This is a genomic window from Plantactinospora sp. CA-294935 (assembly GCF_050936445.1).
Lineage (GTDB): Bacteria > Actinomycetota > Actinomycetes > Mycobacteriales > Micromonosporaceae > Plantactinospora.
This window is the reverse complement of record NZ_JBNJMU010000001.1, coordinates 1,731,386-1,752,140: the sequence shown is the minus strand read 5'-3', so window position 1 is coordinate 1,752,140 and position 20,755 is coordinate 1,731,386. Positions and strand designations below refer to the sequence as shown.

At 67.5% G+C, this 20,755-nt stretch carries 10 protein-coding genes, 1 tRNA gene and 3 pseudogenes; 8 read left to right on the top strand and 6 right to left on the bottom strand.

The window, feature by feature from the left end; all coding sequences use genetic code 11:
• Positions 1 to 222: 222 nt before the first annotated feature.
• The 3 genes and pseudogenes from ACQEVC_RS07890 to ACQEVC_RS07880 form a co-directional block, all read left to right on the top strand.
• Positions 223 to 1,350: pseudogene (locus tag ACQEVC_RS07890) on the top strand (site-specific integrase); the annotation flags it as partial.
• A gap of 58 nt (positions 1,351 to 1,408) precedes the next feature.
• Positions 1,409 to 6,563, top strand: a pseudogene (locus ACQEVC_RS07885) (polymorphic toxin-type HINT domain-containing protein); the annotation flags it as partial.
• 335 nt (positions 6,564 to 6,898) lie between these two features.
• Entirely contained in the window at positions 6,899 to 7,144 is a 246-nt protein-coding gene (locus ACQEVC_RS07880; protein ID WP_432874570.1) for a hypothetical protein, read from the top strand.
• A 207-nt stretch (positions 7,145 to 7,351) separates the two neighbouring features.
• Here the strand turns inward: ACQEVC_RS07880 and ACQEVC_RS07875 are convergent, their stop codons facing one another.
• The 4 genes and pseudogenes from ACQEVC_RS07875 to ACQEVC_RS07860 all read right to left on the bottom strand — a co-directional run bounded on the left by ACQEVC_RS07875 (position 7,352) and on the right by ACQEVC_RS07860 (position 10,613).
• Positions 7,352 to 7,774 carry a helix-turn-helix domain-containing protein gene (locus ACQEVC_RS07875; protein ID WP_432874568.1) on the bottom strand — a complete coding sequence of 141 codons (423 nt, stop codon included), beginning with the start codon at positions 7,772 to 7,774 and terminating at the stop codon, positions 7,352 to 7,354.
• A 612-nt stretch (positions 7,775 to 8,386) separates the two neighbouring features.
• Positions 8,387 to 9,211 carry an IS66 family transposase gene (locus tag ACQEVC_RS07870; protein WP_432874565.1) on the bottom strand — a complete coding sequence of 275 codons (825 nt, stop codon included), beginning with the start codon at positions 9,209 to 9,211 and terminating at the stop codon, positions 8,387 to 8,389.
• Positions 9,171 to 9,482: pseudogene (locus tag ACQEVC_RS07865) on the bottom strand (IS66 family transposase); the annotation flags it as partial. The gene ACQEVC_RS07870 and the pseudogene ACQEVC_RS07865, both read right to left, overlap by 41 nt.
• 195 nt (positions 9,483 to 9,677) lie before the next feature.
• On the bottom strand, positions 9,678 to 10,613 hold the full coding sequence (locus ACQEVC_RS07860) for a hypothetical protein (protein WP_432874562.1): 936 nt from the start codon (positions 10,611 to 10,613) through the stop codon (positions 9,678 to 9,680).
• Positions 10,614 to 11,378: 765 nt separating this feature from the next.
• On the opposite strand from ACQEVC_RS07860, the gene ACQEVC_RS07855 reads away from it, so the two are divergent.
• The 5 genes from ACQEVC_RS07855 to ACQEVC_RS07835 all read left to right on the top strand — a co-directional run bounded on the left by ACQEVC_RS07855 (position 11,379) and on the right by ACQEVC_RS07835 (position 17,317).
• Positions 11,379 to 11,467: transfer RNA gene (locus ACQEVC_RS07855), tRNA-Ser, on the top strand.
• Between the two features lie 466 nt (positions 11,468 to 11,933).
• Complete coding sequence (gene abc-f / locus ACQEVC_RS07850) at positions 11,934 to 13,571, top strand: ribosomal protection-like ABC-F family protein (protein WP_432874560.1); 1,638 nt, start codon at positions 11,934 to 11,936, stop codon at positions 13,569 to 13,571.
• 140 nt (positions 13,572 to 13,711) lie between these two features.
• Entirely contained in the window at positions 13,712 to 15,319 is a 1,608-nt protein-coding gene (locus ACQEVC_RS07845) for an ABC-F family ATP-binding cassette domain-containing protein (protein WP_432874558.1), read from the top strand.
• 262 nt (positions 15,320 to 15,581) lie between these two features.
• A complete protein-coding gene (locus tag ACQEVC_RS07840; RefSeq protein WP_432874555.1) occupies positions 15,582 to 16,181 on the top strand; it encodes a VanZ family protein in 600 nt (199 codons plus the stop codon).
• Between the two features lie 239 nt (positions 16,182 to 16,420).
• Positions 16,421 to 17,317, top strand: coding sequence for a hypothetical protein (locus ACQEVC_RS07835; protein ID WP_432874553.1), 897 nt, complete (start codon positions 16,421 to 16,423; stop codon positions 17,315 to 17,317).
• 306 nt (positions 17,318 to 17,623) lie between these two features.
• Here ACQEVC_RS07835 and ACQEVC_RS07830 read toward each other — a convergent pair whose 3' ends face one another.
• Together ACQEVC_RS07830 and ACQEVC_RS07825 are read right to left on the bottom strand one after the other, a co-directional pair.
• Positions 17,624 to 18,805: a low temperature requirement protein A gene (locus ACQEVC_RS07830; RefSeq protein WP_432874551.1), complete on the bottom strand. Its 1,182-nt coding sequence runs from the start codon at positions 18,803 to 18,805 to the stop codon at positions 17,624 to 17,626.
• Positions 18,806 to 19,211: 406 nt separating this feature from the next.
• Positions 19,212 to 20,693: a glycoside hydrolase family 130 protein gene (locus tag ACQEVC_RS07825; RefSeq protein WP_432874548.1), complete on the bottom strand. Its 1,482-nt coding sequence runs from the start codon at positions 20,691 to 20,693 to the stop codon at positions 19,212 to 19,214.
• Positions 20,694 to 20,755: the final 62 nt, after the last annotated feature.

Below are 20,755 nucleotides of genomic sequence, written 5' to 3'. Positions count from 1 at the left end.
CGGATCGAGAAGGCGCATGCGAAGAGAATTCAATCTCTAGCCTTTGATCCCTAGTTAGATGTATATCTAACTGTTGGGATAGATTTTGCAGCGAAACGGTGAGATCAAGGACTACGAGTGTAATGTCCGTTCCTGGGGTCGGACCATTGAAGGCCCGATCAGCCCAAGAGATTGGGGCCACCTCCCCCATGGGTGCGACGACGCCTTCGGGTGGTGTCGGTGATGCGCGTCTCCGAGGGGCCGGGTCGGGTATACCGACGGTGCGGCTGCCGTGACGAAGTGACCGGTAAGCAGTTCGGGGCCGGCTGTGCTCGGCTGGCAGACTTCAGCCACGGCCGCTGGTACTTCTCTTTACAGGTACCCGGGCCCGACGGGGGCCGTGAACGGGCGCGCAGGGGCGGATTCGCCACCCTGGCTGAGGCGGAGCGGGCCTGCTGGGAACTGGCGCAGTTACCGGGGCCGGAGGCGGTGGCGCGGACCTGGACGGTGCGACGGTGGCTGCGCTTCTGGTTGTCTGAGCTTGACGGCCGGTTGCGGCCTACAACGGTGCTCAACTACCGCAGCATCGTGGAGAAGTACCTGATCCCGCACCTGGGCTACTTCCGGTTGAGCAAGCTGCGCACAAAGACCGTTCAGCGGGCGATGGACGCGATCTCTCGCCAGGTTGTACGTGGTGGCCGGCTGATCTCGCCGGGCAGCGTAAGCCGGATCCGAGCCGTCCTGCGCAGCGCGTTGTCGGAGGCGAGACGGCAGGACATCGTCGGTTACAACCCTGCCCGGAACCTGCGGCTACCGAACGGGGCGCGTCCGCATGCGGTGGTCTGGGATGACGAGCACGAGGCGGTCTGGCGTGAGACCGGCCTGCGTCCGCGAGTGGCCGTGTGGGACCTGAACAACCTGGCGCAGTTCCTGGAGGCGGTACGCGACGATCCGATGTTCGTTCTGTGGTGGCTGGTGGCTTTGCGTGGCCCACGGCGAGGCGAGATGGCGGGCCTGCGCTGGGAGGACATCGACCTGGCCGCCGGGGAGCTGACGATCAGGGAACAGGTCATCGTCATCGGCGGAAGGGAGCACATCGGCCCACCCAAGTCGGCAGCCGGGGTGCGAACCCTGGCTCTCGACGAGGCGACCGTGAAACTGCTGTGGGAGTTGTGGCACGAGCAGCGGCGCCGCAACGGCGGGGTGACACCGAAGGGACGGGTCTTCGTGCACGCGAATGGCCGCCCGGTGAGCCCGGACTGGCTGACCCACCGGTTCGCGAAGCTGGTCAAGCAACTCGGGTTGCCACCGGTGCGGTTGCACGACCTGCGGCACGCCGCTGCCGGACTGGCCTCGGCGGCTGGGGTGGACCTGAAGATGATCCAGCACGACATGGGGCACGCCAGCCCGGTGACCACGGCAGAAACCTACCACCTGGACCGTGCCGGTCTACGGGGACGACACCGTGAACGGCGTCGACGACCCCTGCAAGAAGCCCACCTTCGCCGAGTCGTACTGCGACCAGGCATGGCGGTGGAACCTCGACTACGTCAAGGACCGCAACGGGCAGGTCGTCTCGTACTTCTACGGCCGGGAGAGCAACTATTACGCGCGTGGCGGGCGTACCGACGTCAACGGCGACGAGTACCACCGGGGTGGCTGGCTCAAGCGAATCGACTACGGCCAGCGGGACGGCGCCGTCTACAGCACCAACGCTCCGGCGCGGGTCCGGTTCGACACCGCGGAGCGGTGCCTTTCCACGCCCGCCGACTGCGATCCAGAAGACCTGACCGATGCCACCGCCGCACGCTGGCACGACGTGCCGTGGGACCGCAACTGCGTCAAGGACACCAAGTGCAAGCTGGACCAGGTCAGTCCGACGTTCTGGACCCGGAAGCGGCTCACCGCCGTCACGACGGAGGTCCGGGGAGCCAGCGGATGGACGCCGGTCGATTGAGCACCTGTTCACCGACAACGGCGACGGCAGCCGGACCCTCTGGCTCTACAAGCTGACCCACACCGGTCTGGTCAACGGCAGCATCGACATGCCGTACATCGAATTCGCCGGCCTACAGAAGCCGAACCGGATCGACAAGACCGGGGACCAGGTCGCGCCACTGGTCCGGTTCCGGCTGGCGACCGTCTACACCGACACCGGTGGCCAGATCGACATCACCTACGCGGACGAGGACTGCGACGAGGGCAACCTCCCGACCCCGGGCAACAGCACCCGACGCTGCTATCCGGTGAAGTGGGATCCGACCGGTACCGAGAACGACATCACCGACTGGTTCCACAAGTACGTTGTCGCTGAGGTGATCGGCACCGACCGGACCGGTGGCGCCCCGGACATGGTCACCCGCTACAGGTACCACGGCGACGCGGCTTGGCGGCACAGCGAGCCAGACGGGATCACCAAGGCCGAGGACCTGACCTGGAGCGAGTGGCGCGGTTACGGCCGGGTCGAGGTGACCAGCGGCAGCGGCCAGACCATGACCACCAGGAACGAGTACTACTACCTGCGCGGCATGCACGGCGACAAGAACCCGGCCGGCGGAACCCGCTCGGTCACCGTCACCGACTCGACCGGGACCGCTCACGCCGACCACGACGAGTACTCCGGCTTCGAGTACGAGAGCAAGTCGTTCGACGGCTCGACCGAGGTCACGAAGTCGCTCAGCACGCCGTGGCGACACAACACCGCGACCGAGTCGCACAGTGGGATGACCAAGCGGGCGTACTTCGTCAACACCACCGCCACCCGTAGCCTGACCGCACTGGGCTCCGGCCAGTGGCGGGAGACCAGGAGTTCCTCGGTCTTCGAAACGACCTACGGCCGGATCGTCCAGAGCGAGAACGAGGGCGACGTCAGCAAAGACGGTGACGAGGACTGCACCCGGTCGACCTACGTGGACAACCCAGCGGTCCACCTCTATTCCCTCATCGCTCGGACCGAGACGGTGTCGGTGCTGTGCTCGGCCACACCGGACCGCCGGACGCAGGTCCTCAACGACATCCGGACCTGGTACGACGGCAAGGCCTACGGGATCCCGCCGACGACGGGCAATCCCACCCGGTCCGAACGGCTCGCCAGCCACGACGGCACCACTCCAACCTACGTGCGGGTCGCCGAAGGGACGTTCGACAGCTACGGTCGGCCACTGATCGCGACCAACGCGCTCGGTGAGGTAACCCGCACCACCTATACCGAGACGCACGGCCTGACGACGAAAGTTGTCCAGGTCAATCCGCTGGAGCATGAGACCGTCACCGACTACCACCCGGCCTGGGGCACCCAGATCAGCGTGCAGGATCCGAACGACTACCAAACGCTTTCGGAGTACGACCCGCTCGGCCGGCTGGCGAAGGTGTGGCTTCCAAACACCAGCACGGTGCCGGGACTGGCGCCCAACTTCAAGTACACCTATCTGATCGAGACCGACAAGGCGGTCGCGGTCAAGTCGGAGGAGCGGCGCGTCGACGCCACCTACCGGGTCAGCTACCAGTTGTACGACGGGTTCCTGCCGGCCAGGCAGTCCCAGACCGTGGGACCGGGCACGCTCCGCCTGGTTGCCGACACCTTCTACACGTCTACCGGGCAGGTCGACAAGACCTACGACCCATACCCGGCGGTCGGTGCCCCACGCGCCGAGATACTTCCAGTCAACAACGGCGACGTGGACGGGCAGACCCTCTTCGTCTACGACGGCGCGGACCGGGTCAGACACGAGATCTTCGCCGTCGCCGGAGTGGAGAAATGGCGCACGACGACGACCTACGGAGGTGACTGGGTCTCCGTCGACCCGCCGGAAGGCGGAACGCCGCGCACCACGGTCACCAACGCCCTCGGCAAGGTCGTCGAGATTCGCCAGTACAAGGGCAGCGGTCCATCCGGCGACGCCGACAAGACCGAGTACACCTACACGTCGGCCGGCCACCTCGCGACGATGAAGGACCCGGCGGGCAACATCTGGCGCCACACATACGACCAGCGGGGCCGGAAGATCGAGACGGTCGACCCGGACGCCGGCACCTCGACCTACCGTTACGACGACCTCGACCGGCTGGTCAGCAGCACTAACGGCGCCGGCAAGACGATCAGCCACACCTTTGACGAGATCGGCCGCAAGACCGCCACCTACCACGGTGCGGCCGAGACCGGTGAACTACTCAGCCAGTGGCGATACGACGACCCGACGCTGGGGCAACTCGCCAGCACCACCCGACACGCCGACGGTGCCGAGTACACCACCTACTACACCGACTACGACGAGTTCTACCGGCCGCACCAGACCTGGTACGACGTGCCTGCGGCGGCCGGTGCGGAACTGGCCGGGTCCTACGGCTTCGGTACGGAATACAACTGGGACGGCACTGTCCAGTCGATCGGCATGACCGACGGCGGTGGCCTACCGTTCGAGGTCGTCGTTAACGAGTACGACAGCCTGCGGAGACTCATCGGCACCGACGGCGTCGTGCCGTACCTGACCGCCGTCGACTACACGTCGACCGGCGAGGTACTCCAGTCGCAGATCGCGCTCGGATCCGGGCTGGTGTGGTCAACCTACGAGTACGAGCAGGGCTCGAAGCGGCTCAGCCGGCACCGGCTGCACCGGAGCACCGCACCGGTCGTCGACATCGATGCCCGCTACGGCTACGATCCGGCCGGCAACGTCACGTCGATCGCGGACACGCCCAGCGGGGTTCGTGACATCCAGTGCTTCAACTACGACTACCTGCGCCAGCTCGTCCGGGCGTGGGCCACGGCCAGCACCGCGACCGATCCGTGCGCCGGGGGACCGGCGACCAGCGGGGTCGGCGGAGTCGCGCCGTACCACCACTCCTACACCTACGACGTGGTCGGCAACCGGACAACCGAGACCCAACATCCGGCGGGCGGCTCGTCTCTGGTCGAGCGCGACTACGAGTACCCGGAACCGGGCCAGCCGCAGCCACACACGCTGACCCAGGTGACCGAGCGGACCTCGGCCGGAGATCGGCTGCACACCTACGAGTACGACGACGCGGGCAACACGACCCGGCGTACCGCCGTCGGCGAAGACCAGAACCTCGTCTGGAACCCGGAGGGGCGGGTCGAGTCGGTCACCAAGGCCGGCCGGACCACCAGCTTCCTCTACGACGTCGACGGTGGGCGGATACTGCGCAAGGAGCCGGACGCCACAACGCTCTACCTGCCGGGGATGGAGTTGCGGCTCGACCACGCGACGAGGGCGGTCGACGGTACCCGGTACTACCCGGTGCCGGGCGGTGGTTCGATCGTACGCAAGGTCGACGGGCTGTCGTACCTGGCCGCGGATCAGCACGGTACCGGGCAGGCGGTGGTGGCCGAGGACGGGAGCATCATTCACCGCAGGTCGACGCCGTTCGGCGGTCCGCGCGGCGTGCAGCCACCGAGCACGAGCTGGCCGACGGAGAAGGGCTTCGTTGGCGGCACCCAGGACTCCACCACGGGTCTCACCCACCTCGGGGCCCGGGAGTACGACCCGGCGATCGGCCGGTTCATCAGCGTCGACCCCGTGCAGGACCTGATGGATCCGCAGCAGTGGAACGGCTACAGCTATGCCAACAACGACCCGGTAACCCGTTCCGACCCGACAGGCTTGCTGCCCGACGACGTGTACGCCGGTCGGATCGGCTCGCTGGAGGCGGCGTCGTACTCGAACAGCCCGTACAAGAAGCACTACCGGAACGGTGCGAAGATCGCCGCGGAGCGGGATCGGAAGCGCCGGCAGCGGATCAACGAGCAGAAGCGGCGGCTTCGCGAGGCCACCTGGCGCCAGGACCGGGCTGAAACAAAGGTGCCCGTGCCGTTCGACGGCTTGCGAATTCCGCCAGGGGCGCCTCCGGGCCTCGAAGAGGCATACCGGGAGGCCAAGGGTACGTACTACCGAATGTATGGTGGCGACTATTGCAACTTCGAATGTTCCTGGGATGCCACGAGCGTCCTTATGATTGCTTGTGGCGCAATGGATTGCGGCGATTATGAATGGCAGATTATCAAGCTGCATGCTATTGCGAACGCGGAGGAATTCGGCACCGGCTCTGGTCGAGGAGCAGGCGGCAAGAGCGGGGGCCGAAAAGGCGGCAAGAGTGGTGGCTCGTGCGAGAGCAACAGCTTCACCGGCGGCAGTCGGGTTCGTATGGCCGATGGGACCTCAAAGCCGATCGATGAGGTAAAGGTTGGCGATCAGGTCGTCGCAACCGACCCGGAGACCGGAGAGACGGCGGTCAAGACAGTTGTGGCCACGATTGTCGGTCAGGGTGTGAAAAAACTGGTCGAGATCTCCGTTGATCTCGACGGTGCGGCTGGCGGGGCCACTGGCGAAGTGGTGGCGACGGCCGGGCACCCGTTCTGGCTCCCGGAGCTGAAGGCATGGCTGCCGGCGACTGAGTTGCAGATTGGCCAGCTCGTCCAGACCGCGGCCGGTACCTGGGTTCAGATCACCGCCATAAAGCGCTGGACCGAGACGGCCACCGTCTACAACCTGACCGTCGACGACATTCACACGTATTATGTGGTCGCCGGCAACACGGCGGTCCTGGCCCACAACTCCAACTGTGGCGACGACCCAGAGTTTCTATACCACTACACGGATGATGCCGGCGGTGCAGGTATTACACTAAGTGGTACGATCCGACCTGTGGGTGAGGGTGAAGGCGAAATCTATCTGTCCCCGGATCGCTATTCCACCACGGCCGAAGCGCAGTCAGCATTGGCTATGACTCGGGTAAGGTCGACGGGATATTTCAAAATCCCGATCGATCGAATTAGGAATCCTCGCGGGCCGAAGGTGGTTCGAGCATGGCCACCGGGATCGAACAGCGGCGGAGGCGTTGAATATTGGACCGACACTCCCATCGATGTGTTCGGCCTACCGTGGCACCCGATTCCGGCGTCATGAAACAGGAATTTCTAGTGGTCTATGACTACGGCACGGGGGGTGTATGGGCATACATCGTAGCCGAGTCTGAGGAGCAGATCGCCCAGCACTTCCCGGAGTTGCGGGTTGTCTCAATCCGTCCGGGATGGATGGATGAGCGGGAGGAGACCTCAATCCGTGAGCGGCTGACGATCGACATTGACGATCTGCAGCACCAATTCCTTGCCGCCCTTATCAGGGCGCGCTCACAAGGTGCTGGCTGAGCATGTAGGTTGCATTCGGCGATAGGTGGAAGGTGAGAACGACCTCCGAGCCCAATGTATCGCGCAAAAGGGGAGGGGCCAGATCGCGATGTGATCCACGCGTTCAACGAGCAGGGTTTCGACGCGCTGGACCGAAAATGGAGAAGGGGCTCGCTCGAGTTCCTTGCCTTCCGCAAGAGCCTGTGCGGACGATGGCCAGGGCAGACGCTACATCTGATCCTGGACAGGGGGGTCGAGATACAGTCCGACCACGTCACGGATCTTGGCCTCCAAATGCGGGTCGATGGAGAACTTGAAGGTCTCGACCCGGTGGGTTTGCAGTCCCCAGTCCCGCCAGATCCGGGCGATCTCGGCGAGACTGATGGGCGCGCCCTGCCTGGTCAACTGGTCGTCCAAAGTTCTGGCCGACCAGTGTGTGATGCCCCGGTCCGCCGGTGGCGGATTCAGGGTCGCGATCACCACGGCGGCCTCGTCGATGACCGCCAGACGACCCGGGCGTGGCAGGTCGGCCAGGGCATCAATTCCGCCCGCCACGTACCAGGCACGCCAGGCGATGACGGTCTGACGGGTCATCCCCACCCGCCGGCTGATCTCCGCGTTGGGTAGCCCCTCTGCCGCCAGCAACACCATCCGCGCCCGCTGTACATGCCCAGCCGGAGCGGTAGACGAACGGGTCAGCTCACGAAGACGGGCACCATCACCGGACGGAAAACCAGCGGTGCGGCTACAGACACGCCTCATTCTCTCCCGCACCCCAACCGTCTAGCCCTGCTCTTTCCTGTACGCCAGCTCACCGGTGATGGCCGTCGTGGGAACCGCGCAGCTCGAGCGGTTGGAGACTCTCCACCTAGAGGATGCTTGGAGCAGTTACGGACACGCGATGGGCATTACCCGAAGCGAGTTCGATGACTATCTGTCCGGGAGTGAGATCGCCTGTCTGCTTTTCCTGATTAAACCGGCTCCCTTGAACTCCCCGCTGCCATTGAGTGACTTGAGAAGTAGCCGACGGTTCCACCCGCCGCAGAGTTACCGATATGTCGCCGAGTCCGACCCGACCGTTATCCGGCAACTGGCGGTCCAGCGCGGATGAGCCTGTTGGTCTCGGCCCGCGACATCGGGGTGATGTCCATGCTCCCGATACAAGGGCCGAGGGTAGTCGGAGGGCTCCGTGAAGCGGAAAACACCGGAACGCGATGAACATCGCGCTCCTCTTCGACGTGTCGAGTCCGTCTCTCAGCCGGACTACGCCACCGCAACCCTGCGGATCATTTTGGACGCGGGCGTCTTGCAGGGGCCGCAGACCCACATCCGTGTGTCGATCGGTGACGTCCTCACGCGGTCGCTACAAGCCGAGTTGTCCGCTCGGCAGATCTTCGAAGGTACGTATTCAGCTTGGGAGGGCTGATGGCATCCAGGGGCCGGTCGTGAACGCTGCTTGAGCACGTCGAGTGCGTCCTTGCCGTGTTTGGCGGCGGTGTCGAGGTAGGAGCGGACGGTGGCGAACGCGGCCAGGCCGTGCAGGACCCGCCAGGTAGCGGAGATCTTCTGTTGGAGCTTGACCGGTCGCAGCGCCCGTTCGGCGGTGTTGTTGGTGAACGGTACGGCCAGGTCCAGCACGAACCGTAGGATCATGTCCCGGTGGTTGGTGAAGCGTTCGACGAGCTTGCCGGCTCGTGACAGGTCGCCGTTGCGGTCGGGTGGGTTCTCCGCACGACCGGTGGCCAGCGCCCCGGCGTAGTAGGAGCGGATCTCGAAGATCTCCTGCTCGGTGAGCGTGGCACGGCCGGCGGTGACCGCCTGTTCGGTGGCCTTCTTCGCGATGAGCAGGGTAGTGGCCATCGCTTCAGCCCAGGTCTGCCCGCCCGGGTCGGTCTCGCGCACCCCGGCCAGATCCCGAAGCAGGTGCGCCCCGCACCAGGCGTGCGTGGCATCGTCGAGGTGCTGGTAGGCGGCGTACCCGTCCCGCACGATCGTGCCGCCGTATCCGGCAGTACCCCACCGGCGTCGATATCGGCTTTCGACCGCCCGCGACGTGGAACAGGGCGTAGTCGACGGTGCAAGCCACATGGACGTACGCCCGGGCCGGGGTCTCATCGGCGTGCAACACCGGCACCGCCCGCAGTAGCACCCGTAGCCGGTCGACGAACGGCGCGAGCAGGGCCGCGGCCCGCATGAACACGGCGTGAACGAACCCGGTCGACACCGGCGCCCCGGCCAGGTCACCCAACAACCGCGCGGCCCGGGCGTAGGGAAGGAACTGCCTACCGCGGGCGTACACAGCAGCGGCCTTGACCATCGGCCCGTACTGCGTCCTGCCTGACGCCGGCGCGGCACCCACCGTGACCCGCCCACACGCACACGCCACCGCCACGACCCGATGCTCGGTGACCACCACGCGCGGTTCCGGGATCTCGAAGACCTGCCGACGCTGCCGACCGTACTCAGGCCGCGTCACGAGTTATGGCGCGGTACAGGTCTTCTGGCCCACCGCAGGGGGAGACGGGCATGAGAATCGAGCTCGAGTTCGTCGAGGTCACCGAGCGCACGGGGTGGCAATGCGCCCGGCCGGGGTGATCCGGCCCTTCCGATACGCTTCACACTCCGCGTTCTCTGCTCGAGACGCGCCGTCGAACAGGTGCAGTCCGCGTGCGGACGCATCGGTGTGTGTCGCCGGTACGACGTGCCAGACCAGCCCGTCGGTGACCGTCACCAGGTGCCGGCCGCGCCCCGCCTGCTGGACGTCGAACGCGTACACCCAGGTGAACCGGGTGACCACCTCCAGCACCGGCGCCCCGGCGAGGGTGATCCCCTGATAGGTGATCTCGCCCTGCACCCGGGGCGCCACCTCGGCGAGCGGAATCCGTGCCGAGATCTGTGTGGCGTAGAACGGCACCGACCCGTCGGCGAAGTCCGCATGTCGGGCCGCTCGGTCGGCTGGGGCCAGGAGGTCGAGGAACGCGCCGGGGTCGTGCCCGGTGAGCATCCGGTCGTCCAGTCGGGAGGCGGCCAACGCCTGCCGGATGACGCCCAACGCCGTGCCGACCTGTTCGGCGGTGAAGCCGGTGGTGGGGTGGGCCTCTGGAGGCTCGATCCCGGTCAGGCCCTCCCGGTATCTGGCCGCGTCCGTGCCGGCGTACACGTTCACCGCGCTGATGTAGCTGGGCGTGCCGGGCGGTGCCAACCAGACGTCCCGGATCATCAGGCCGAACGGTACGAAGAGGGCGACCACGATTCCGATCGCCAGCACTTTGAGCCCGTGGTCGTCCAGCCAGGCCCGCACCCGATGTCGCCGCCGGGGATCCGGGTTTGGCGCTGCCCGGGTCATCCAGGCGGGAAGCTGGAGCTGGTCGCGCCGGCCGGCCTGGGCGACGGTGTCGTGCTGTTCGACCTGGCCGGGCGTCGGTCCGGCCCTGTCGATACCGGCGGGGGAGATCTCTTCGCCGGCTGGCGGTCGGTTGCTGTCGCTCACGATCTCTCCATGACATCGGCGGGATGAAGGTGCCGCAGTTGAAGCGGTAGAGGATTCTGACACCGGAGATCGAGGAATGGAAACGCGATTCTGTACCGGCGAGCAAAGCCCGGGCGACGGGGCAGGATCAGGGCCGGCCGGGCGACCCACGAGGAACCAACCGAACTACTCGGTGAGGCGTTCTGGTGCTGCGGGTCCGACCGCAGGCCGCGACTTTCCTACGTCCGGTGTTCCGCCACAGCTGGGTGAGGATGTGGAGCCTGCGGCCGGTATCGTAGCCGTGACGGCGGTGGCCGTGTCGGGGGTACGCGAGGTTGGGGTGGCGCGGTCTTGGGCTGGCTCACCATTCGAGCCCAGCCGCGTAGTCGACTTCCTATCTATCGGAGTGGATCCTCCGGGGCGACATTTCTTGCTCTGCCCGCTACGGCGTACACCGTGACCGCAGGGGTGGTAGCTGCTAGAGGACGGACCTAAGAAGACGCCGAGTGATCCGCCGCACTCCAGGCTTATCCCCGAATATTGGGACAAGCATAGGGTCAGGAACGCACTACCACGGATGAACCACTGTCTTTCTCGATGTCACGCACGCGATCGCTCCAGATTTGGCGAGGCGGCTGAGGGCCCGTGGGTGCTCCGTGGGTGCTCGGACGTCGGGGTACTGGCACGGACCCATTGGAACTGGGGTGGATTTAGGCACCATCCATGACATCGGTAAGTGTCGCTTGAATCCCGTACCCGCGGGGATCCGTTCGGACTGGGTGGGACGCGGTTGGACTGGGCTGGACAACTTGTCGATTCATCGATGGATCTGACTACGGATCAGAAGGTTAGGGGTTCGAATCCCTTCGGGCGCAAGATCAAGAGGCTTCCGACCTGCGGAAACATAGGTCGGGAGCCTCGGTCGTTGGTAGCGTGTGGACGCTCGTTGTCGCGCCTGTGTCATGGGCGCATCGCTACTCCGGGTAGTCGACGAAATCTTCATCCCCCTGACCTGGCGTTTTGCCCTCCTCCTGTCGGCTCGGTCTTCTGATTTTTCGCGGTTCTGGCGGCCTTGCGAGCGCTGCGCTTGATGGCCGGCGGGCCGAGTGCTGCAGGTGCTACGGTAGATCGCGAATGATCTGAACATGGATGATCAGACAAACATGGGAGACGAGACATGGTGGGTGACGACGACATCTCCGGGTGAGACCGGACATGTGATCGGCCACCGGCCCGCGCCCAAGAGCGCCGTTGCCGTGGTCGTGTCGTCGTTGCTTCGAGACCATGTCCCCTGCCGGGCGGCTGGGCTCCGCCTGCCCTCACCTCCGAGGTTGTTTCCCGATGTCCGATCCTTTCATCGTCTGCTCGAACCTGACCTTCTCCTGGCCGGATGACACCCCGGTCTTCCAGAACCTTTCCTTCACGATCGGTGGGGGTCGTACCGGGCTGGTCGCGCCGAACGGTGCCGGTAAGAGCACGCTGCTCACGCTGATCGCCGGCAAGTACCGGCCGACCGCCGGGTCCGTCTCGGTCCAGGGGGTGCTCGGCTACCTTCCGCAGAGCCTGCCGCTGGCCGGCGACCTGACCGTGGCCGAGATTCTGGAGATCGCTCCGCTGCTCGGGGCACTACATGCAATCGAGTCCGGAGACGCCGGCGAGGAACACTTCACCACAATCGGCAACGACTGGGACATCGAGGAGCGGACCCGCGCCCAGTTGGACCGGCTCGGCCTCGGCGACCTCGCCTTCGACCGGCGTTTGGAGACCCTCAGCGGCGGCCAGGTCGTCTCCCTCGGCCTGGCGGCGCAGCTGTTGAAGCGGCCTGACGTGCTGCTGCTGGACGAGCCGACCAACAATCTCGACCTCGAGGCCCGGCACAAGCTCTACGACGTGCTGGAGCAGTGGAACGGCTGCCTGCTACTGGTCAGCCACGACCGGGCACTGCTTGACCGGATGGACCGCATCGCCGAACTCGACCGCGGCGAGCTGCGGTTCTACGGCGGGAACTTCACCGAGTACGAGGTGGCCGTGCGCGCCGCGCAGGAGGTGGCGGAGAAGAACGTCCGCAACGCCGAGCAGGAGCTCAAGCGGGAGAAGCGGGAGCTGCAGGAGGCCCGCGAGCGGGCGGCACGCCGGGCCAGCAACGCCTCCCGCAACCTCAAGAACGCCGGCCTGCCGAAGATCTTCGCCGGTACCATGAAGCGGGACGCTCAGGAGTCCGCGGGCAAGGCGAACGAGATGCACTCCTCGCGGGTCAACGACGCCAAAGCCCGGCTCGACGAGGCAGGGCGCGCGTTGCGCAACGAGCAGAAGATCTCGCTGGTGCTGCCCGGCACCAACGTACCGGCCGGACGCACACTCCTCACCGGCGAACGGATGCAGGTCCGTTACGGCGAGCGGTCCCTGTTCGCCGCCGACGGCGTCGACCTGACGATCCGTGGGCCGGAGCGGATCGCCCTGCTCGGCCCCAACGGCGCCGGCAAGTCCACCCTGCTGCGCCTGATCAACGGCGACCTGGAGCCCGAGGGTGGCCAGATCAAGCGGGCCGACGGCCGCATCGCGTACCTGTCCCAGCGGCTGGACCTGTTGGACCTGGACCGTACGGTGGCGGAGAACCTGGCCGCGTTCGCGCCGCAGACCCCGGACGCGCAGCGGATGAACCTGCTCGCCCGCTTCCTGTTCCGTGGCCCCCGGGCCCACCTGCCGGTCGGGGTGCTCTCCGGCGGCGAACGGCTGCGCGCCACCCTGGCGTGCGTCCTGGGCGCCGAGCCGGCGCCGCAACTACTGCTGCTCGACGAGCCGACCAACAACCTCGACCTGGTCAGCGTCGGTCAGTTGGAGAGCGCGCTCAACGCCTACGAGGGAGCGCTGCTGGTGGTCAGCCACGACGAGCGGTTTCTTGCGGAGATCAACGTCAACCGTTGGCTGCGGCTCGCCGAGGGACGCCTGCTGGAGACCGGCCCCCCGGACGTCGACTGACGCACCCCGGGCCGCCCCGGTTCGCGGGCCGTCCCCGCCCGCAGCCGGACCGGCGCCGGTGATCCCCTGACCCTCCCGCACGCCCGAACGGCGGCACCGGCCGGCGGGTCGAAGACGATTCCGATGGTGGTGTCTCTCGCATGTCCAAGTCTGCCCTGCTCGCCCACGATCTGGTCCGCACGCTCGGTACCCGCCGGGTGCTCGACGGCGTCTCCCTCACCGCCGCACCCGGCCAGCGGATCGGGCTGATCGGCGAGAACGGCACCGGCAAGTCCACTCTGCTGCGGCTGCTCGCCGGGGCGGACGAGCCCGACGCCGGTACCGTCGTCCGCCCACCGGAACTGGGTTTCCTGCACCAGGAGATGCCCTTCGACCCGGCCTCCACGATCGCCGCCGTGCTCGACGACGCGCTGCGCGAGGCCCGTGAGGATCTCGCCGAACTCGACCGGCTCAGCGGCGCGTTGGCCGACACCCCGCAGGACGCGCCGGAGTACGTCGACCTACTCGCCGCGTACGGCGATCGGCTCGACCGCGCGCAGGCCAGCGACGCCTGGGACGCCGACCGGCGCGCCGAGATGATGCTGGCCGGTCTCGGCCTCGGGGTGCTTCCACGCGAGCGGACGCTCGGGTCCCTGTCCGGCGGGCAACGCGGGCGGGTCGCGTTGGCCGCCCTCCTGGTACGGCGGCCCACGGCGCTGCTGCTCGACGAGCCCACCAACCACCTCGACGACGCCGCCGCGGCCTTCCTCGAGGAGCAGTTGCGTGGCCTGCCCGGGGTCGTGGTGGTGGCGAGCCACGACCGGGCGTTCCTCGACGCGGTCTGCACGGATCTGATCGACCTCGATCCGGCCCTGGACGGCCCGACCCGCTACGGCGGTAACTACACCGACTACCAGGCCGCCAAGCGGGCGGAGCGAGAACGCTGGCAGCGCCGCTTCACCGAGGAGCAGGAGGAACTCGCCGAGCTGCGCCGCTCCGTCGAGGTGACCGCGCACGAGGTCGCACCGGGGCGTGCCCGACGCGACAACGAGAAGATGGGCTACGGACACACCGCAGGGCGGGTACAGAACCAGATCTCACGGCGGGTGCGTAACGCCACCCGCCGCCTCGACGAGCTGGAACGCGAGCAGGTCGACCAGCCGCCGGAACCGCTCCGGTTCCGGGTCACCGCGCTGGCCAGTACCGCCACAGACGGGATCCTGGTGTCCTTGCGGGACATCCGCGTACCCGGCCGGCTCGCGCTCGACCGGCTGGACGTCTCGGCCACCGACCGGCTACTGGTCGCTGGGCCGAACGGGGCGGGGAAGTCGACACTGCTCGCGGTGCTGGCCGGCCGGCTGGGGACCACCGGTGCGCTGCGCCGACGGCGTGAACTGCGGGTCGGCCTGCTCGCCCAGGACACCGTCTTCGACCGGCCGGGCCGCACCGCGCGGGAGACCTACGAGGCGGCGCTCGGTGCCAAGCGTGCCGAGTCCGTACCGCTGCTCTCGCTCGGCCTGCTCGGCTCCGCGGACCTGGACCGGCCGGTCGGCCAGCTCTCGGTCGGCCAGCGGCGCCGGCTCGCCCTGGCGCTGCTGGTGGCCGACCCGCCCCAACTGCTGCTGCTCGACGAGCCGACCAACCACCTCTCACCGCGGCTCTGCGACGAGCTGGAGGAGGCTCTGGCCACGGGACCCGGCGCGATCGTGGTCGCCAGCCACGACCGCTGGCTGCGTTCCCGCTGGCCGGGGCGCGAGCTGCGGCTGTAACTCGTGTGCCACGTCGACGGCGCAGCCGTGCCTGCGCAGCCCAGCCGCGAGGTACGTGGCCAGCGGCTGTTCGTCCTCGACCAGCAGCACCCGCATCCGGCCAGTATCCCCGGCACCGCATATGAGCGGCGTATGTTGCGATGCGGGCGTTGGACAGGCCCCTGCCGAGGCATGTCCATGCCCTGGCAGCGGTTGACTGGGCCGGCCGCCGGGCAGGGGCGGCCCGGGGTAGATTTCGCGGTCGGACGGAAGCGGAGATTGCGTGATCAAGGGGTGGCACGGCTGGGTCGGCACGTTCACTGGGGTGGTACTCATCACGGTGGCCGTACTGCCGTTGGCCGCGCTGGCGGTGTGGGCCCTGGCACGCCGTCGGAGTGGCACCGGCACCACGTCGGCGTGGGCGTGGCGGATGTCCCTGGCCGAGGTCGGCATCGTCTACGGGACGGTGCCGTGGGTATGGATGATCCTGTTGCCGGGCGACCGGGCCGGCGCCGTCCCCGGTCGGGTGAGCCTGGTACCGCTGCGGGATCTGCTCACGATCTTCGCCGACGGGGGGCCGTCGACCGCGACGGGTCAGGTCGTCGGCAACCTGCTGGTGTTCGCGGCGCTGGGTTTCCTCGCCCCGCTGCGGTTCGCGGCGCTGGCGTCGGTACCGCGGATCCTGGCGCTCGCGGCGGGCTGCTCGGTTCTGGTCGAAGCCGCGCAGTACCTCCTGCGGCTGGACCGGGTGTCCTCGGTGGACGACGTGCTGCTCAACACCGCCGGCGCCGGGTTGGCCGCGTTGGCGTCGCGCCGCTGGTGGCGCGCTGCGGCCAGAGCGTCGTCAGATCGACGTCGACCGGCCACGGCACCGGGACGCTGAGCCGCCGCCCACGGTACGCCGGTCAGTGGCCCAGCACTGTATTCAGCGAAGGATGTACCACGCCGGCCCGCGCCGCACGTACCCAGCCACTGGCCCCACGCCCGGGCCTGGCTCGCCTGTGGGAAGATCGTCAAGTCAACAAATATCCCGTCATGATCAACAACCCTTGACGGACGACGAGACGGCAGACGTCTCGAATTGGCCATCCCGAACTCGCCCTACCTGGAGGATCTTCCCTCATGCGCAGATCCATCGCGGCCGCCGCGACCGCGCTGACCGTCGCCGCGACCGGTCTCGTCGTGGCCGGAGTCGTCGTGCCCGCCGGGCCGGCGGCTGCGGCGCTCAGTGACGTTCCTGCGGACTGCAGTGTCTCCACGGCGGCGTACCGCTCCGATGGGCAGCGTCTCAGCTACGTCTACTCCGGTGGCAGCACCAGCACCAAGGCCTATGCCAACGACAATCTCGGCTGGGTGCCGTCGGCGCATCAGCAGATCGGCGGCTCCGGTGACGACACCATCTTCCGCAGCACCGAGTACGCCGCCCATCCGACCGACGGCCGGCTCTACAAGGTGAGCCGTCAGGGCGAGTTGGTCGACGGCACCTGGAGAATCACGGCGATGAGTGCCAGCCACCTCGCGAACGGGTTCGCCGGTACCCGCATCCTCGCATCGGCGTCGCCGTACCTCTACCGCGTGGCGGGCAGTTCGCTCTACCGCTACACCGAGACCTATGTGGACGGCGTGTTCACGCTCTCGTCGCCGGTGAGGCTGACCACCTCCGGCTGGGACGCGGTCAACACCCTGACCTACGAGCGCAGCGGCGGGACGGGCAGCGCCGCCGTGGACGTGCTGATCGGTACCAAGGCCAACGGGGAGCTCAAGGAGTGGCGGATCAACCGGGCCACCCCGACGACGATCACCTCGAAGGTACTGCGGGCGAGCGGCTGGGCACCCTTCACCAGCCTCAGCACGGGCTACTGTGACGCGCACCCCGATGGCCGACCGCTGCTCGGGATCACCGCCGCCGGCGCGGCCTCCGTGCACTTCGACGCCAAGAAGACGGACGGAGTCGGCACGGACATCAAGGGTGGCTCCCTCGGCTCGCTCGGCTGGACCGCGAAGGCCTACGGTCAGTAGCGGAAGACCTCGGTGAGTCCGTCCGTCCGCACGATGGCGGAGGACGGTCCAGAAACCGGTGCGCGAGGCCAGCCTCACTCGGACGGACTCGTCCGGCGCCGTGCCGACGATCCCTGACCCGGGGTCGTCGGCACGGCGCCGTCGTGAGTTCGAGTGAACGACGTCCAACACCTTCAGTCCGCGGCTCAGGCCCGCGGTGGCGGGATTCGTCCGCACGAAATATCACCCGGAGGAGAGCGTCTCCCTGCGCCCAGGAAACCGGTGCAGCATCCGGGATACGCCCAACATCATTGCGTCAGGAGTTTCTCAGAGGGCGGGGGATGGCGCTTCGGGTGAGCGACCGTGGGCGCGAAAGAGGTCTGTGACGGCGATCCCGGCTAGCACGAGGCTACCGACGATGGCGACTCCCAGCGGTGGCACATGCATCATCGCGGGTACGGCGACGGCGAGCACGAGCAGCGCGATCAGTCGGGACGGGGATACCCGGCTGAACACCTCGTACTCGAATCGGGCCCGGCCGGCCAGGAACAACGCGGGACCGCCGAGAACGATGCAGACGAGCCCCAAGGTGGTGTCTCCGGTGGGGTGACGGATGACGGTTTCGGCTCCGGCGGCGGAGGCGACCACGCCGGCCACCATGAGCAGGTGGGTGTAGGGGGCCGACCGCATCAGCCGCCCCGGGTCACGGGAGGATTCGATTGCGGCCTGGAGCAGTGCTCCGGCGCGTTGGACGTAGATCTGCCACAGCAGCACGGTGGTGGCGAACGCGACCACGAAAGCGACGGTCCGGTCGACCGCGAACCCGGAGCCGGCGTACGTGAGCGTGGTGACCAGGATGAGATCGCCGAGGGCGAGGGTGAAGAACTGCTGGTAACGCTCGGCCAGGTGTTCGGCCGCGATTCTGTACTGCGACCTGGGGACCCGACCGAGCCAGGGGGTGGGGTAGCGAAGCCATGCCGCTCCGTAGTCCAGGGCCAGCGCCGCCGTCCACAGTACGCCACGCGCGGTGCCGGTCACGATGGCTCCGAGCAGCCACGGTACGGCCGAGACGGAGAACCAGAACAGGAACCGCGCGGCGTGCCGACGTGCCTGCCGACTCCGCAGCGCGGGGATCAGGAAGAGGCTGCGGCCAAGGTGGATGGCCACGTACGCGCCCGCGAAAGCCAACCCGTCACGGCTGAAGGCTGCGGGCAGCGCGGCGACCATCAGCATCGTGCCGAACATGACCGAGATGGTCATCAGGAAGATCGGTGGCCGCTGCGGTAGGTAGAGGTCGGTGGTCAGGGCGGTGATCGACCAGACCCACCAGATCGCCAGCAGCAGTAGCAGGGTCTGGAAGACGCCGGCCCAGCTCATGTCGGTGGCGAGCTTCTGCGAGGTCAGGGCGAGCGCGGCGACGAACACCAGATCGAGGAACAGTTCCAACAGGGTTGCTCGTTGCGGGCCCTCGGCCCGGCGCGCCAACCCGACCGCCCGGTCGGTTGTCACAGGATGCCTGGTCCGGTCGACGATCGGAGCATCGTCGACACGCATCGGCGTCGGTTGTCAATCGCCCGCATACCCTCAAACGACATCATAAGCTGCCAGGACGCCTCCTTCGATCCCAGCGTAGAGACGGTGTCACCGCCGGAGACCCACCGACGGTAGGTAGGAGGTTTCGTGTCTTGGGTCCGCTTCTGGCAGGCGCTGCAACAGGGCCGGCTGCTCGCCATGGCAAGCGCGATCAGTTCCCCGGGCTCGTAGTGGTCGCCAACCCTGACAGCGAGGATCCACGCCGGCTGCTTCGCGGGCATCGGGAAGGCAGGTGTCATCGAGGCCGGGGCGCCGGACCCGAGTATCGGGTTCGAGCGGGCCGGTCACCGAGGTGATGCCGGGACCTCTGTCCCGCGCCGAACTACCGTGCGGGTACGTCTTCCATCGCCTCCAGCAGGGCGGTGAGGGAGACGACGGCGAACCGGACCCGGGCATCGTTGGCCCCGTACGGCAACCACAGGGTGCCGGCGTGCAGCAGACCGCCACACGAGTAGACGACGTTGGGCACGTATCCGTCGCGTTCGGTGTCGTCGGGTGCGAGGAGTACGCCGGGTAGTTCGGCGATGACGCGGTCGGGCCGGTGCAGGTCGAGCAGGAGGGCGCCGATGGCGTACCGGCGCATCGGGCCGACTCCGTGGGTGAGTACCAGCCAACCGGCGTCGGTCTCGATGGGTGATCCACAGTTGCCGACCTGGATCAGTTCCCAGCCGCGATGCGGAGCGTGCAACGGCACCGGAGGCTGCCACCGGTTGGCTCTGTCAAGGCGGGTCAGGCCGATGGTTTCGCCGTCGGAGCGGCACAGCGCGAGGTGACGGCCGCCGATCGAGCGGGGGAACAGTGCGATGCCCTTGTTCCGGGATGCCGGCCCGCGCATCGGGGTCACCTGGAAGTGGCGAAGATCGTCGCTGCTGAGCATGCGGGCGGCGACACGTCTGCCGTCGTAGGCGGTGTAGGTGGCGTGGTAGGCCGATTCGCCGTCGTCGCCGGTAGTTCTGACAAAGCGGGCGTCCTCCATGCCGTTGTTCTCGGCGGGGGCGGCCGGCCAGAGGATCCGTCGGTGGAGCGGGACGTCGGCGGGAAAGGTCACGGCGTAGCTGGCCGAGGCGGTACGGCGCAGTTGCTCAAGGGTGCGCTGGCTGGTGGTGCGGGTGAGCAGGTCGGTGGGAAGGCTGGTCAGCACCTGTTCGAAGGTGTGGTCGTCGAAACGTTCGGGCAGGCGTCCCAGCACGGTGGCGGAGACTTCGTTGTCCCAGCCTTCCTCGGCGAGCCCGGCGGCGAGCAGGTCTCTGCGGTGACGGGCATTGATGCGGCGCCCGGTGACCAGCGGGCCTGACCGGTCGGCGACGGTGAGGCGGTGCCCGGGTCCGAGTACGGCGGTAGCGAAGCCGATCGACGACAGGTGTCCCTCGCCGATCTGCCGCAGGCTGACCGCCGCGCGTAGTTGGTCGGGATCCAGACCGGTCTGATCCGGATGCGGCACCATGGACGGGTTGCACAGAGCGGCGGCTTCCACGGCGTACTCGTGGCTGAAGTATGCGCCGACGAGCAGGCGGGCCGTGGGTGACAGTTCGCTGGTCCGGGGCACTCGGTGGTGGACCAGGTCGTGGTGGTGCCGGAAAGTGGATTCCAGATCGTGGTGCCGGCCGCCGAATCGCTGCAGGGTCCGCTGGAGCAGGCGGGTGGTTTCGTCGTCGTCGAGCCGGGCGATGCGTTCGATGATCGCGGAGGCGCGAGTGCGTACCAGGGCCGCGTCCTCGCCCGGGACGAAGAGTTTGACGACGACCCGTGCCGGGTCGGGGTTGAGGGTGAGGCCCAGCCGGGTGGCCAGGTCCGGCCCGGTCATGTCGACTCGCGCCGGCAGTCCGAGCCGGAAGCCGCCGACCGGGTCCAGGACGGGGCTGGTCG